Here is a 14,521-nt window from a genome sequence, read left to right on the forward strand (position 1 = left end):
ATCCCGGAATCCCGGGCTCTGCGCCAAACCGGCTCGCCTACCCGCCCCCCTCCTCCCCTACGCTTGTCCCGTGACCCCCGTCGAGCTCTCCCGTACCGTGCTGCGCGCGGTGCGTCGTGCTGTGGACGACGGGGAGCTCAGCGTGGCCGTTCCTGCGCGGGCGGTGGTCGCGCCGCCGGGGCCCGGCGGGCGGGGGGACTACGCCACCGGCATCGCCCTGCAGCTCGCCCGGCCGGCCGGGCAGCCCCCGCTTCGGGTCGCCGAGGTGCTGCGGCCCTACCTGGCCGGCGCCGAAGGTGTCTCCGGCGTCGAGATCACCGGGCCCGGCTTCCTCAACATCAGTCTTGACGGTTCCGCCGCCTCCGCACTCGTCCGGCGGATCCTGCGCGACGGCCTGCGGTACGGGCATACCGACCGCCTCGCCGGGCAGGTCTTCGCGGTGTGTGTGCCGTACGAGGTGCGGGCCGAGGTTCTCGCCGACGCGCTCGCGCGGATCATCGCGACGCAGGGCGCCCGCGTCGACATCAGCCACGACGACGTCAGCCAGGGCGCCCCCCACCCCCTCACCCTCCGCCCCGTCCCCCCTCCCGAGGATCCCGCCCCCCTCGGGCTCGACGCCGCGCGCTGGGCCCTGTTGCATCCCTCGCCGCATGATCGGCCGCGCGTTACCGCTGATCATCTGGTGCAGCGGGAGGGGAATCCGCTCTTTCGGGTTCGTTACGCCCATGCCCGCACCCGGGCCGTGTGTCGTAATGCCGCCGATCTCGGGTTCGGCGGCGAGGTCGGGTCCGTCGTGTCGCCGGATGTCGGGGAGCTCGTCGCCCTGCTTGCGGACCATCCACGTGTTCTTGCCACGGCGGTCGTAGCCGTCGCCCCCTCGTCCCTGTCGGCGAACGGGGCGCTCGGGCCCGACCCCGCCGCCCCCTCCCGTCTCACCCGTCACCTTCTTGCCCTGGCCGATGCCACCCTTCTCCTTCTTCCCGCCGTTCTTCCCCTCGGGGAGGAGAAACCCTTGGCCGCCCACCGTGCCCGGCTCGCGCTTGCCGAAGCCGCCGGGGTGGTGCTGGCCGGTGGCCTGTCCCTGCTCGGTATCGACGCACCCGACCACCTCTGAGAGAGCAAGCCCAGATGAGCCGTTCCGCCCACCCCGCCGGGCCCCGTCACGCCGACGTCCTTCCCGAGGGGTATTACTCCGCGCCGCCCGCCGATCTCAACACGCTCGACCCGAAGATCTGGGCGCGGACCGTCACGCGTGACGCCGACGGTGTGGTCACCGTCGGCGGTGTCGACGTCGCCTCGCTCGCCGAGCAGCACGGCACCCCCGCCTACATCCTCGACGAGGCCGACTTCCGGGACCGGGCCCGTGCCTGGCGTACCGCGTTCGGGCCGGACGCCGACGTCTTCTACGCCGGCAAGGCGTTCCTGTCCCGGGCCGTCGTGCGGTGGCTGCACGAGGAGGGGCTCAACCTCGATGTGTGCTCGGGCGGCGAGCTCGCCACCGCGCTGTCCGCTGGGATGCCCGCCGAACGCATCGCCTTCCACGGCAACAACAAGTCCACGGACGAGATCCACCGGGCCGTCGACGCCGGGGTCGGGCGGATCGTCCTCGACTCCTTCCAGGAGATCGTGCGGGTCGCGCACATCGCGCAGTCCCTCGGCAAGCGGCAGCGCGTGCAGATCCGTATCACCGTCGGGGTGGAAGCGCATACGCACGAGTTCATCGCCACCGCCCACGAGGACCAGAAGTTCGGGATTCCGCTCGCCGGCGGGCAGGCCGCCGAAGCCGTGCGCCGGGCCCTTCAGCTCGACGGGCTCGAAGTCGTCGGGATCCACTCCCACATCGGGTCGCAGATCTTCGACATGTCCGGGTTCGAGGTTGCCGCGCACCGCGTCGTCGGGCTGCTCAAGGACGTGCGCGACGAGCATGGCGTCGAGCTGCCCGAGATCGACCTCGGTGGTGGGCTCGGGATCGCCTACACCAGCGACGACGATCCCCGCGAGCCGCACGAGATCGCCAAGGCGCTCACCGAGATCGTCACCCGCGAGTGCGACGCGGCCAAGCTGCGGACCCCTCGTATCTCCGTCGAGCCGGGGCGGGCCATCGTCGGGCCGACCGCCTTCACGCTGTACGAGGTCGGCACCGTCAAGCCGCTCGACGGGCTGCGGACGTACGTCTCCGTCGACGGCGGCATGTCGGACAACATCCGCACCGCGCTGTACGACGCCGAGTACAGCGTCGCCCTCGTCTCCCGCACGTCCGACGCCGCGCCGATGCTCGCCCGGGTGGTCGGCAAGCACTGCGAGAGCGGGGACATCGTGGTCAAGGACGCGTTCCTGCCCTCGGACCTGGCACCGGGCGACCTGATCGCCGTACCCGCCACCGGCGCGTACTGCCGGTCGATGGCCAGCAACTACAACCACGTGCTGCGGCCGCCGGTCGTCGCCGTGCACGAAGGGGAGTCGCGGGTGATCGTGAGGCGGGAGACCGAGGAGGATCTGCTGCGGCTCGACGTCGGATAGGCGCCCTTGAAGGCGCGCTTCCGAACGGGGCGGAAGATCTCCTGTCTGCCGCCCCGCAGGAAATGAAATACATGTCTCACGATCCGGACCAGGGATAGAAACTCCGGTCCGGTGAGTGAGACTGGGTCAACCGGAAACTGTCGTAGACGGTATGAGGAAACGAGGTCGGATGATGCGTACGCGTCCGCTGAAGGTGGCGCTGCTGGGCTGTGGAGTGGTCGGCTCAGAGGTGGCGCGCATCATGACGACGCACGCCGACGACCTCGCCGCGAGGATCGGCGCCCCCGTCGAGCTCGCGGGCGTCGCCGTCCGGCGGCCCTCCAAGGTCCGGGACGGCATCGACCCCGCCCTCGTCACCACCGACGCCACCGCCCTCGTCAAACGCGGCGACATCGACGTCGTCGTCGAGGTCATCGGCGGCATCGAGCCCGCTCGTACGCTCATCACCACCGCCTTCGAGTACGGCGCCTCCGTCGTCTCCGCGAACAAGGCGCTCCTCGCGCAGGACGGCGCCGCGCTGCACGCCGCCGCCGAGGAGCACGGCGAGGACCTGTACTACGAGGCCGCCGTCGCCGGCGCCATCCCGCTGATCCGGCCGCTGCGCGAGTCCCTCGCCGGCGACAAGGTGAACCGGGTGCTCGGCATCGTCAACGGCACCACCAACTTCATCCTCGACAAGATGGACTCCACCGGCGCCGGCTATCAGGAGGCCCTCGACGAGGCCACCGCCCTGGGGTACGCCGAGGCCGACCCGACCGCCGACGTCGAGGCCTTCGACGCCGCCGCCAAGGCCGCCATCCTCGCCGGGATCGCCTTCCACACGCGCGTGCGCCTCGACGACGTCTACCGCGAGGGCATGACCGAGGTGACGGCGTCCGACTTCGCCTCCGCCCGGGCGATGGGCTGCACCATCAAGCTGCTCGCCATCTGCGAGCGGGCCGCCGACGGCGGGTCGGTCACCGCCCGCGTGCACCCCGCGATGATTCCGCTGACCCACCCGCTCGCCTCCGTGCGCGGCGCGTACAACGCCGTGTTCGTGGAGTCGGACGCGGCCGGGCAGCTCATGTTCTACGGCCCCGGCGCCGGCGGTGCTCCCACCGCCTCCGCCGTGCTCGGCGACCTCGTCGCCGTCTGCCGCAACCGGCTCAGCGGGGCAACGGGGCCCGGCGAGTCGGCGTACGCCGCCCTGCCGGTGTCGCCGATGGGCGATGTCGTCACCCGCTACCACATCAGCCTCGACGTGGCCGACAAGCCTGGCGTTCTCGCCCAGGTCGCGACCGTCTTCGCCGAGCACGGGGTGTCGATCGATACCGTTCGGCAGCAGGGCAACAACGGCGAGGCCTCTCTCGTCGTCGTCACCCACCGCGCGTCCGACGCCTCCCTGACCGGGACCGTCGAGGCGCTGCGCACGCTCGACACCGTGCGGGGTGTCGCCAGCATCATGCGGGTTGAAGGAGAGTAACCAGCAATGACCCACCAGTGGCGCGGAATCATCGAGGAGTACCGGGACCGGCTTCCGGTGTCCGACAGCACGCCGGTCGTGTCGCTCCGGGAGGGCGGCACGCCCCTCGTGCCCGCGCAGGTGCTCTCCGAGCGCACGGGCTGCGAGGTCCACCTCAAGGTGGAGGGCGCCAACCCGACCGGGTCCTTCAAGGACCGCGGTATGACCATGGCCATCACGCGGGCCAAGGAGGAGGGCGCGCAGGCAGTCATCTGTGCCTCCACGGGCAACACCTCTGCCTCCGCCGCCGCGTACGCCGTGCGCGCCGGGATGGTCTGCGCCGTCCTCGTCCCGCAGGGCAAGATCGCGATCGGCAAGATGGGCCAGGCCCTCGTGCACGGCGCGAAGATCCTCCAGGTCGACGGAAACTTCGACGACTGCCTCACGCTCGCCCGCGCGCTGAGCGACAACTACCCGGTGGCGCTGGTCAATTCGGTCAACCCGGTGCGCATCGAGGGCCAGAAGACGGCCGCCTTCGAGATCGTGGACATGCTCGGCGACGCCCCCGACATCCACGTCCTGCCGGTCGGCAACGCGGGCAACATCACCGCGTACTGGAAGGGATACCAGGAGTACGCCGCCGACGGCATCGCCGCGCACAAGCCCCGCATGTGGGGCTTCCAGGCGTCCGGCAGCGCCCCGATCGTGCGCGGCGAGGTCGTCAAGGACCCGTCGACGATCGCCACCGCCATCCGCATCGGCAACCCCGCCTCCTGGAAGTTCGCGCTGGCGGCGCGGGAGGAGTCCGGCGGCTTCATCGACGAGGTGACGGACCGTGAGATCCTGCGCGCCTACCGGCTGTTGGCCGCGCAGGAGGGCGTCTTCGTGGAGCCCGCGTCCGCCGCGTCGGTGGCCGGTCTGCTGAAGGCGGCCGAGCAGGGCAAGGTCGACCCGGGGCAGCGCATCGTCTGCACGGTCACCGGAAACGGCCTGAAGGACCCCGACTGGGCCGTCGCCGGCGCCCCGCAGCCGGTCACCGTCCCGGTCGACGCGGCCACGGCCGCCGCCCGCCTCGGTCTGGCCTGAGCGACAACCCGCAGGCAGGAAACCCCGACTCGAACGGGTAATCCCCGTAAGGGGTGCACAGGGGGCTTACGACACGCATCGTGCGCCTCCTGTGCGCCCTATGTCGCGGCAGAACCTTCCTTCGATACGCTGTACCGAACCCGCCCGCCGCATATGCGCTGTGCCGGTGCCGCGTCGTCAGCGCGTCACCGACGGGCCTCAAGGGTCCTCACACACCCATCGAATGTCATTCGACAGTCCCGCAGCTCAAGGAGAGTCATCGCGAGATGGCCGGTCCCGCCTTCCGCGCCGCCCCCGTCCGGGTGCGCACCCCCGCCACCAGCGCCAACCTCGGCCCGGGCTTCGACGCCTTCGGCCTCGCACTGGGGCTCTACGACGACGTCGTCGTCCGGGTGGCCGACTCCGGGCTGCACATCGACATCGCGGGGGAGGGCAGCGAGACCCTCCCGCGCGACGAGAAGCACCTCCTCGTCCGCTCCCTGCGCACCGCCTTCGACGTCCTGGGCGGCCAGCCGCGCGGCCTGGAGATCGTCTGCGCCAACCGCATCCCGCACGGCCGGGGCCTCGGCTCCTCCTCCGCCGCGATCTGCGCCGGCATCGTCGCCGCGCGCGCGGTGACCATAGGCGGCGAGAGCAGGCTCGACGACGCCGCGCTGCTGGAGCTCGCGACCGAGATCGAGGGCCACCCGGACAACGTCGCGGCCTGCCTGCTCGGCGGCTTCACGCTGTCCTGGATGGAGTCGGGCGCCGCGCGGGCGATCAGGATGGAGCCCGCCCGTTCCATCGTTCCGGTGGTTTTCGTGCCCGGGAAGCCCGTGCTCACCGAGACCGCGCGCGGACTGCTCCCGCGCTCCGTCCCGCACGTCGACGCAGCAGCAAACGCCGGTCGGGCGGCCCTACTTGTCGAGGCCCTCACCCGGCGCCCCGAGCTACTGCTGCCCGCCACCGAGGACCGGCTGCACCAGGAGTACCGCGCACCGGCGATGCCGGAGAGCGCGGCGCTCGTGGAGCGGCTGCGCGCCGACGGGATCCCCGCGGTGATCTCCGGTGCCGGACCCACCGTGATGGCGCTGGCCGACGCGGACACGGCCGACAAGATCGAGGCGTCGGCCGGTGCGGACTGGGCCGCGAACCGCCTGGTCATGGACGCGCAGGGGGCGTGCGTGCTGCCGCTCGCGCCCGCCGGTGACCTTTGACAGCACACGGTCGCCGGATTTCGAGAGGGGGAATGTTTGTTGGATCCGGTAGTGTTAACCTCAAGTCTGCACCCGACCCCACCACGGCGAGGTGCTTCGTGTCCCCCTTCGGGACAGACATTCTTCCGGGAGCTCCCCAAGCCGCACTGCGTTCCGTACGTCGTACCTGGGCAGTACGCCGTGCAGCGGCGCTGAGCGGTCCACAGGTGGGGATCCCCCCCTCTGGGGGAGCTTCGGAATCGGTGCGACCACGCCACGTGACACTGAGTGTCACGGCTCGTCGAGGAAGCGCCATCACCAGCACATCACTCTTCCGCCGTTTAGGCGGACAGCCGCCCCGGCTTCGCCACAGCAAGGTCCGAAGCCGGACAGCACAACCGGTCGCCGAGCCAGACAGGCCGACGTCCGCTCCAGGGAAGGACCCTTCGTGAGCGACACCACCGATCTGATGGGCGCACGTGTCGAGGAGACCGCTGCCGCGCCCGCCACGGACGCCTCCGCGCCTGCCACCGGTGCCGGCTCCCGGCGGCGCCGCGGTACCGGCCTCGACGGCATGGTGCTGGCCGAGCTGCAGCAGGTCGCATCCGGCCTCGGCATCAAGGGCACCGCGCGGATGCGCAAGAGCCAGTTGATCGAGGTCATCAAGGACGCGCAGGCCGGGGGCGGCAGCGCCCCGGCGAAGGCCGCGGCTCCCGCCGGGGACGCCGCCGAGACCAAGCCCAAGCGCCGCGCCACCTCCAAGGCCCGTACGGGTGACGCCGCCGCCGAGAAGCAGGCGGCCGAGGCCCCCGCCGAGCAGGCCGTGGCCCAGCAGCAGATCGAGATCCCCGGCCAGCCGGCCAGCAACGACGCCCCCGTGGAGCGCCGTCGCCGCCGCGCCACCGCCGAGGCGGGCAGCCCGGAGACGGTCACCGCCGAGGCGAAGAGCGCCCCGAAGGCCGAGACGCCCGCCCCGGCGCAGACCGAGGCCCAGGCCCAGCCCCAGGGCGACGCCAGGAACGACGACGGTGCCGAGGGCCGCCGCCGCGACCGCCGTGAGCGCGGTCGCGAGCGCGGCGAGCGCACCGACCGCGGCGACCGTCGCAAGGGCGACGACCAGCAGGGCGGCGGCCAGGGCCAGCAGCGCGGCGGCCAGCAGCAGGACCGTCAGCAGCAGCGCGGTCAGCAGCAGGAGCGCCAGCAGCGCGACAGCGGCCCCCGTGACAACGGCCCGCAGGACGACGACGACTTCGACGGCGGCAGGCGTGGCCGGCGCGGCCGCTACCGCGACCGCCGCGGCCGCCGCGGGCGCGACGAGATCGGCACCCCCGAGCCGCAGGTCAACGACGACGACGTGCTGATCCCCGTCGCGGGCATCCTGGACATCCTCGACAACTACGCGTTCATCCGGACCTCCGGCTACCTGCCGGGCCCGAACGACGTGTACGTGTCCCTCGCCCAGGTCCGCAAGAACGGTCTGCGCAAGGGCGACCACGTCACCGGCGCGGTCCGGCAGCCGAAGGAAGGCGAGCGGCGCGAGAAGTTCAACGCGCTGGTGCGTCTCGACTCCGTCAACGGCATGGCGCCCGAACACGGCCGTGGCCGCCCGGAGTTCAACAAGCTGACCCCGCTCTACCCGCAGGACCGCCTCCGCCTGGAGACGGACCCGGGCGTGCTGACCACCCGGATCATCGACCTCGTGTCGCCGATCGGCAAGGGCCAGCGCGGTCTGATCGTGGCCCCGCCGAAGACCGGCAAGACCATGATCATGCAGGCGATCGCCAACGCGATCACGCACAACAACCCCGAGTGCCACCTGATGGTCGTCCTGGTCGACGAGCGTCCGGAAGAGGTCACCGACATGCAGCGGTCGGTCAAGGGCGAGGTCATCTCCTCGACCTTCGACCGCCCGGCCGAGGACCACACCACGGTCGCCGAGCTCGCCATCGAGCGCGCCAAGCGGCTGGTGGAGCTGGGCCACGACGTCGTCGTCCTGCTCGACTCGATCACCCGTCTGGGCCGTGCGTACAACCTCGCCGCCCCGGCCTCCGGCCGCATCCTGTCCGGTGGTGTCGACTCGACGGCCCTCTACCCGCCGAAGCGCTTCTTCGGTGCGGCCCGCAACATCGAGGACGGCGGCTCGCTGACCATCCTCGCCACCGCGCTGGTCGACACCGGGTCCCGCATGGACGAGGTGATCTTCGAGGAGTTCAAGGGCACCGGCAACATGGAGCTCAAGCTCGACCGCAAGCTCGCCGACAAGCGCATCTTCCCGGCGGTGGACGTCGACGCGTCCGGCACCCGTAAGGAAGAGATCCTGCTCGGCAACGACGAGTTGGCCGTCACCTGGAAGCTGCGCCGTGTGCTGCACGCGCTCGACCAGCAGCAGGCGATCGAGCTGCTCCTCGACAAGATGAAGCAGACGAAGTCGAACGGCGAGTTCCTGATGCAGATCCAGAAGACGACCCCGTCGCCGGGCAACAACGACTGACGTTCGTCTCGCAGCATTCGGTACCCGTAAGGGCCGCCCCTGGTGAAAGGGGGCGGCCCTTATCCGTTCTTCACGGCGGGATACGATCGCGCCTTTACACCACCTGATCAAACTCTTGGTCAGAACGTCTTGAAACGAACTTCTTGATCCCTAGGGGGGACTCGAGTGGGTACACCCACGTCCGAGGGCGGCGGTCGGCACAGACGCCGGATGAGGATCGCCCTGCCCGTCGCCGCGGCCGGTCTGGCCGCCGTGGTCGCCGGCGCGCTGTTCCTGACGTCGGCCCAGGCCGCCGAGACGCCGCCGACGCCCACGCAACCCGCGACGAAGTCCGCCAAGGAGCTCCAGAAGCTCATCTCCGTCGCCGTCAACGGGGACGACACCCCGGGGCAGACCTCCAAGGAGGCCCTGAGCGCGGGCAAGAACGCGAGCACCGGCGCCACCAAGGTCGACCCGAAGATCATCGGCGGTACGGCGGCGAGCATCACCAACGCGCCGTGGATGGCCCAGCTCTGGTACGGCGACGACCGGGGCACCGCCACCACCAGCGACGACATCGGCTTCTTCTGCGGCGGCTCCGTCATCTCGCCGACGAAGATCCTCACCGCCGCGCACTGCGTCAAGGGCTACGACTGGCAGGCCAACGGCTATGTCGTCACCGGCAGCACGCAGCTCATGGGCGAGGACGGCGACCTGCACGGCGGTACGGGCACGCTCGTCGCGCGGCAGTGGAACCACTGGTCCTACAGCGACACCAGCCTCGACAACGACATCGCCGTGCTGACCCTGGACACCCCGGTCAAGGCCACGCCGATCAAGATGACGACGAACACGGACAGCGCCTCGTACGCGACCGGCACCAAGGCCACGCTGTACGGCTGGGGCCGCACCAGCTCCACCACGCAGGACATCTCCGAGACGCTGAAGACGGCCGAGCTGCCGATCCAGTCGAACGCGACCTGCACGGCCTACTACGGCGCCGAGTACATCAAGGGTCACATGGTGTGCGCGGGCACGCCCGCCACCGGCAGCGACGAGGGCACCACCACCGCCTGCAACGGCGACTCCGGCGGCCCGCTGATCGTCAAGAACACGGCCGGTGAGAGCCGGATCGTGGGCGTCGTCTCCTGGGGCGTCGAGAACTGCGTCGAGAGCGGCGCGTACAGCGTCTTCAGCAAGATCTCCACGTACGCCGCCAGCGCCTACCCGCGCGTGGACGACACCAACCTCAGCGGTGACCACCTCGCCGACCTGTGGGTGCGCAACGCGTCCAGCAAGGCCGCCCGGGACCTGTACTCCAAGGGCACCTCGCTGACCGGCGGCGACTCCTGGGGCACCATGAGCGCCTACAACCTCGTCGTGCAGACCGACCTGGACCGCGACGGCGTCCAGGACCTGATCCTGCGCCGCACCTCCGACGGCGACGTCCTGTGGATGCACTACGTGCTGTCCAGCGGGACCTGGGCCACCAAGCTGATCGGCGACAACTGGAAGACCCGCACCCAGATCGTGGCCCCCGGCGACGTCACGGGCGACACCCTTCCCGACCTGATCGCCGTCGACTCGGCCGGCGCGCTGTGGGTCTACCCGGGCAAGGGCAACGGCTCCTTCGCCGCGCCCGTCAAGAACGGCACGGGCTGGAACCAGTACAACGTCGTACGCGGTCACGGCGACTTCAGCTTCGACGGCAAGACGGACCTGCTGGCCCGCAACAAGACCACCGGCGAGCTGTTCCTCTACAAGGGCAACGGCACCCCCACCGCCTCCTTCGCGGCCCGCATCAAGGTCGCGACGTGGAGCAACACGACGTACAACGTCATCGCCACCGTCGGGGACGTCAACGGCGACGGTCTCGCCGACGTCCTGGCCCGCACCCCGGCCGGCACCCTGTACCTGTACAAGGGCACCGGAAAGGCCACCACTGCGATCTTTGCCACAAAGGTCTCACTCGGCACGACGTACAAGCAGTACGACCTCTTCGGCTGAGTTGGCCTGAGTCCGGCCGAAATCGCAGGTGAGCGGGGGTGCTCCCGACCCGCTCGCGTCACGCTCCGTGCCCGGTCCGCCTCGGATCGGGCACAGAGCGTTGTGCAACCCTGTCCCGAGTTTCCCCGTCTGACCTGACGGAGTGACGATGGTGAGGTCGCGCGAGACGAGAACAGAGGAGCACATGGCCGCCGAGAGCACGCCGGAGCCCGGCACACCGGGTGAGTCCGGCACGACGAGCGGGGAGCCCCGCTGGGACGGGCCGCGCCACCGCAAGGAGCGCGGCAGCCGCAAGGGGCTGCTGATCGCCGCGTGGATGGCCGCGGGCGTCGTCGTCCTCGGCGGCACCGGTGCGGGCTATCTGTACTTCAAGCTCAACGGCAACATCAAGAGCGTCGACATCAACCAGGCCCTGGGCACCAACCGGCCGACGAAGACGGACAACGGCTCCGAGAACATCCTCGTCCTCGGCTCGGACACCCGCTCCGGCGCCAACAAGAAGCTCGGCGGCGGCACCGACGACGGCAGCGCCCGCTCCGACACGGCGATGATCATCCACGTGTACGAGGGCCACAAGAAGGCCAGCGTGGTGTCCATACCGCGCGACACCCTGATAGACCGCCCCGCGTGCACCGACACCAAGGGCGTCACCCATGACGCCGCGTCCGCGGTGATGTTCAACTCGGCGTACTCGACGGGCGGCGCGGCCTGCGCGGTGAAGACGGTCGAGGCGATCAGCGGGGTCCGTATGGACCACTACCTGGAAGTCGACTTCGCCGGCTTCGAGAAGCTCGTCGACGAACTCGGCGGCGTCCAGGTCACCACGACCAAGGCCATCAAGGACTCCGACAGCCACCTGAACCTCAAGGCCGGCACGCACACCCTCACCGGCGAGCAGGCCCTCGGCCTGGTCCGCACCCGGCACGGCGTCGGCGACGGCTCCGACCTCGGCCGCATCCAGCTCCAGCAGGCCTTCATCAAGGCCCTGGTCGAGCAGGTCAAGCACATCGGCCTGTTCACCAGCGGCACCAAGCTGTACGACCTCGCCAACACCGCCACCAAGGCCGTCACGACCGACTCCGACCTCGGCTCCCTGAACGCCCTGATGTCCTTCACGAACGGCCTCAAGAGCATCAGCGCGGCCGACATGAACATGGTCACGATGCCGGTCCAGTACGACCCGTCCAACCTCAACCGCGTCATCGTCTCCGAGGCGAAGGCCAAACAGGTCTGGACAGCCCTCAAGACCGACCGCCCCATCCCCAAATCAGCCACCGAGGGCACCGCCACAGGCGAGGCGGCGGGCGTCGTGACGTCGTCGTAGGACTTGGGAGGGTGCTGGGGGCGAGGGCTCGGGGGAGGGCCGACGGGGCCGGGGAGCACTCCCGGGAATACTGGGGGCCCGACCCCGGTTTTGGGGGATACGGCCAGTGCTGGCAGACTGGTACGTCGGCTCCGGTTCACGTTTGTCGCATCCCGCGGCAGCGACCCGGCGCCCTCCCGAAACTAGGAGACACCTTGAAGCGCGACATCCACCCCGAGTACGTCGAGACGCAGGTCAGTTGCACCTGTGGCGCGTCGTTCACCACCCGTAGCACGATCGACAGCGGCGCCATCCGCGCTGACGTCTGCTCCGAGTGCCACCCGTTCTACACGGGCAAGCAGAAGATCCTCGACACCGGTGGCCGTGTGGCCCGCTTCGAGGCCCGCTTCGGCAAGGCCGCCGCAGGCTCCACGAAGTAGCGAGCCCCTTCTCGCCGGTCCACGGTCGTGTCCCCGCCCAGGGACATACCGGGACCGGCGTTTTTGGTCGCCCGCCCTTCCCGCCCGCACGTCATCTGGAGCCCACCATGTTCGAGGCCGTCGAGGAACTGCTCGGTGAGCACGCCGACCTGGAGAAGAAGCTCGCCGACCCGTCGGTCCACTCCGACCAGGCCAACGCGCGCAAGCTGAACAAGCGGTACGCCGAGCTCACCCCCATCGTCGGCACGTACCGCTCCTGGCGGCAGACGGGCGACGACATCGAGACCGCGCGGGAGTTCGCCGCCGACGACCCGGACTTCATCGCCGAGGTCAAGGAGCTGGAGAAGCAGCGCGAGGAGCTCACCGAGAAGCTGCGCCTGCTGCTCGTCCCCCGGGACCCCAACGACGACAAGGACGTCATCCTCGAGGTCAAGGCCGGCGCCGGCGGCGACGAGTCCGCGCTGTTCGCGGGCGACCTGCTGCGTATGTACCTGCGGTACGCGGAGCGCGTCGGCTGGAAGACCGAGATCATCGACGCCACCGAGTCCGAGCTGGGCGGCTACAAGGACGTCCAGGTCGCCGTGAAGACCAAGGGCGGCAACGGCGCCACCGAGCCCGGCCAGGGCGTGTGGGCGCGGCTGAAGTACGAGGGCGGCGTGCACCGCGTGCAGCGGGTGCCGGCGACCGAGTCGCAGGGCCGGATCCACACCTCCGCCGCCGGTGTCCTCGTGACGCCCGAGGCCGAGGAGGTCGACGTCGAGATCAACGCCAACGATCTGCGCATCGACGTCTACCGCTCCTCGGGACCCGGCGGCCAGTCCGTCAACACGACCGACTCCGCCGTGCGCATCACGCACATTCCCACCGGAGTCGTCGCCTCCTGCCAGAACGAGAAGAGCCAGTTGCAGAACAAGGAGCAGGCGATGCGTATCCTGCGCTCCAGGCTGCTCGCAGCGGCGCAGGAGGAAGCGGAGCGGGAGGCCGCCGACGCCCGGCGCAGCCAGGTCCGCACCGTCGACCGCTCCGAGAAGATCCGCACGTACAACTTCCCGGAGAACCGCATCTCCGACCACCGCGTCGGCTTCAAGTCGTACAACCTGGACCAGGTCCTGGACGGCGACCTCGACGCGGTGATCCAGGCCTGCGTCGACGCGGACTCGGCCGCCAAGCTCGCAGCCGCCTGAGGCACCTCGTACGACGTACCGAGTACCGGAGGACTTGCGTGAACCTGCTGCTCGCAGAGGTGGCCCAGGCCACCCAGCGGCTGGCCGACGCCGGCGTGCCCTCGCCGCGCAACGACGCGGAGGAGCTCGCCGCGTTCGTGCACGGTGTGAAGCGCGGTGAACTCCACTCCGTGAAGAACTCCGACTTCGACGCCCGCTACTGGGAGACCATCGCCCGGCGTGAGCAGCGCGAGCCGCTCCAGCACATCACCGGGCGGGCCTTCTTCCGGTACCTGGAGCTCCAGGTCGGGCCCGGAGTCTTCGTGCCGCGCCCCGAGACCGAGTCGGTGGTCGGCTGGGCCATAGACGCCGTCCGCGCCATGGACGTCGTCGAGCCCCGCATCGTCGACCTGTGCACCGGCAGCGGCGCCATCGCGCTGGCCCTCGCCCAGGAGGTGCCGCGCTCGCGCGTGCACGCCGTGGAGCTGTCCGAGGACGCCCTCAAGTGGACCCGCAAGAACATGGACGGGTCCAGGGTCGACCTCCGTCAGGGCGACGCCCTGGACGCCTTCCGCGACCTCGACGGCCAGGTCGACCTGGTCATCTCCAACCCCCCGTACATCCCGCTCACCGAGTGGGAGTACGTGGCGCCCGAGGCCCGCGACTACGATCCCCAACTCGCCCTGTTCTCAGGGGAGGACGGCCTCGACCTGATCCGCGGCATCGAGCGCACCGCGCACCGGCTGCTGCGCCCGGGCGGTGTCGTCGTGATCGAGCACGCCGACACCCAGGGCGGCCAGGTGCCGTGGATCTTCACCGAGGAGCGGGGCTGGGCCGACGCGGCCGACCACCCCGACCTCAACAACCGACCGCGCTTCGCGACCGCCCGCCGGGCGATGCCGTGAGCCGCACCATC

At 70.3% G+C, this 14,521-nt stretch carries 11 protein-coding genes; all 11 read left to right on the forward strand.

The features are described 5' to 3' along the window. Positions 1 to 70: 70 nt before the first annotated feature. The 11 genes from nrtL (at position 71) to prmC (ending at position 14,510) form a co-directional block, all read left to right on the forward strand. Positions 71 to 1,114: an ArgS-related anticodon-binding protein NrtL gene (gene nrtL, locus BMZ82_RS16740; RefSeq protein WP_093776455.1), complete on the forward strand. Its 1,044-nt coding sequence runs from the start codon at positions 71 to 73 to the stop codon at positions 1,112 to 1,114. A gap of 14 nt (positions 1,115 to 1,128) precedes the next feature. Beyond that, positions 1,129 to 2,520, forward strand: a complete 1,392-nt coding sequence (gene lysA / locus BMZ82_RS16745) for a diaminopimelate decarboxylase (protein WP_093776457.1) — start codon at positions 1,129 to 1,131, stop codon at positions 2,518 to 2,520. Positions 2,521 to 2,692: 172 nt separating this feature from the next. Then, positions 2,693 to 3,982 carry a homoserine dehydrogenase gene (locus BMZ82_RS16750; RefSeq protein ID WP_093776617.1) on the forward strand — a complete coding sequence of 430 codons (1,290 nt, stop codon included), beginning with the start codon at positions 2,693 to 2,695 and terminating at the stop codon, positions 3,980 to 3,982. A 6-nt stretch (positions 3,983 to 3,988) separates the two neighbouring features. Next, on the forward strand, positions 3,989 to 5,047 hold the full coding sequence (gene thrC, locus BMZ82_RS16755; RefSeq protein ID WP_093776459.1) for a threonine synthase: 1,059 nt from the start codon (positions 3,989 to 3,991) through the stop codon (positions 5,045 to 5,047). A gap of 266 nt (positions 5,048 to 5,313) precedes the next feature. After that, positions 5,314 to 6,243, forward strand: a complete 930-nt coding sequence (thrB, locus tag BMZ82_RS16760; RefSeq protein WP_093776461.1) for a homoserine kinase — start codon at positions 5,314 to 5,316, stop codon at positions 6,241 to 6,243. A 427-nt stretch (positions 6,244 to 6,670) separates the two neighbouring features. Continuing rightward, on the forward strand, positions 6,671 to 8,713 hold the full coding sequence (rho, locus tag BMZ82_RS16765) for a transcription termination factor Rho (RefSeq protein ID WP_093776463.1): 2,043 nt from the start codon (positions 6,671 to 6,673) through the stop codon (positions 8,711 to 8,713). 210 nt (positions 8,714 to 8,923) lie between these two features. Then, positions 8,924 to 10,699 (forward strand): trypsin-like serine protease, encoded by a 1,776-nt coding sequence (locus BMZ82_RS16770; RefSeq protein ID WP_177244526.1) that lies wholly within the window; start codon positions 8,924 to 8,926, stop codon positions 10,697 to 10,699. A 184-nt stretch (positions 10,700 to 10,883) separates the two neighbouring features. After that, a complete protein-coding gene (locus BMZ82_RS16775) occupies positions 10,884 to 12,023 on the forward strand; it encodes an LCP family protein (RefSeq protein WP_093776467.1) in 1,140 nt (379 codons plus the stop codon). A 194-nt stretch (positions 12,024 to 12,217) separates the two neighbouring features. Next, the gene (rpmE, locus tag BMZ82_RS16780) at positions 12,218 to 12,442 is read left to right on the forward strand and encodes a 50S ribosomal protein L31 (RefSeq protein ID WP_093776469.1); all 225 of its coding nucleotides are present in this window, start codon (positions 12,218 to 12,220) and stop codon (positions 12,440 to 12,442) included. 107 nt (positions 12,443 to 12,549) lie between these two features. Then, positions 12,550 to 13,626, forward strand: coding sequence for a peptide chain release factor 1 (gene prfA / locus BMZ82_RS16785; protein ID WP_093776471.1), 1,077 nt, complete (start codon positions 12,550 to 12,552; stop codon positions 13,624 to 13,626). 38 nt (positions 13,627 to 13,664) lie between these two features. Beyond that, the gene (gene prmC / locus BMZ82_RS16790; protein WP_093776473.1) at positions 13,665 to 14,510 is read left to right on the forward strand and encodes a peptide chain release factor N(5)-glutamine methyltransferase; all 846 of its coding nucleotides are present in this window, start codon (positions 13,665 to 13,667) and stop codon (positions 14,508 to 14,510) included. Positions 14,511 to 14,521 lie beyond the last annotated feature (11 nt).

The organism is Streptomyces sp. yr375 (genome assembly GCF_900110755.1).
GTDB lineage: Bacteria > Actinomycetota > Actinomycetes > Streptomycetales > Streptomycetaceae > Streptomyces.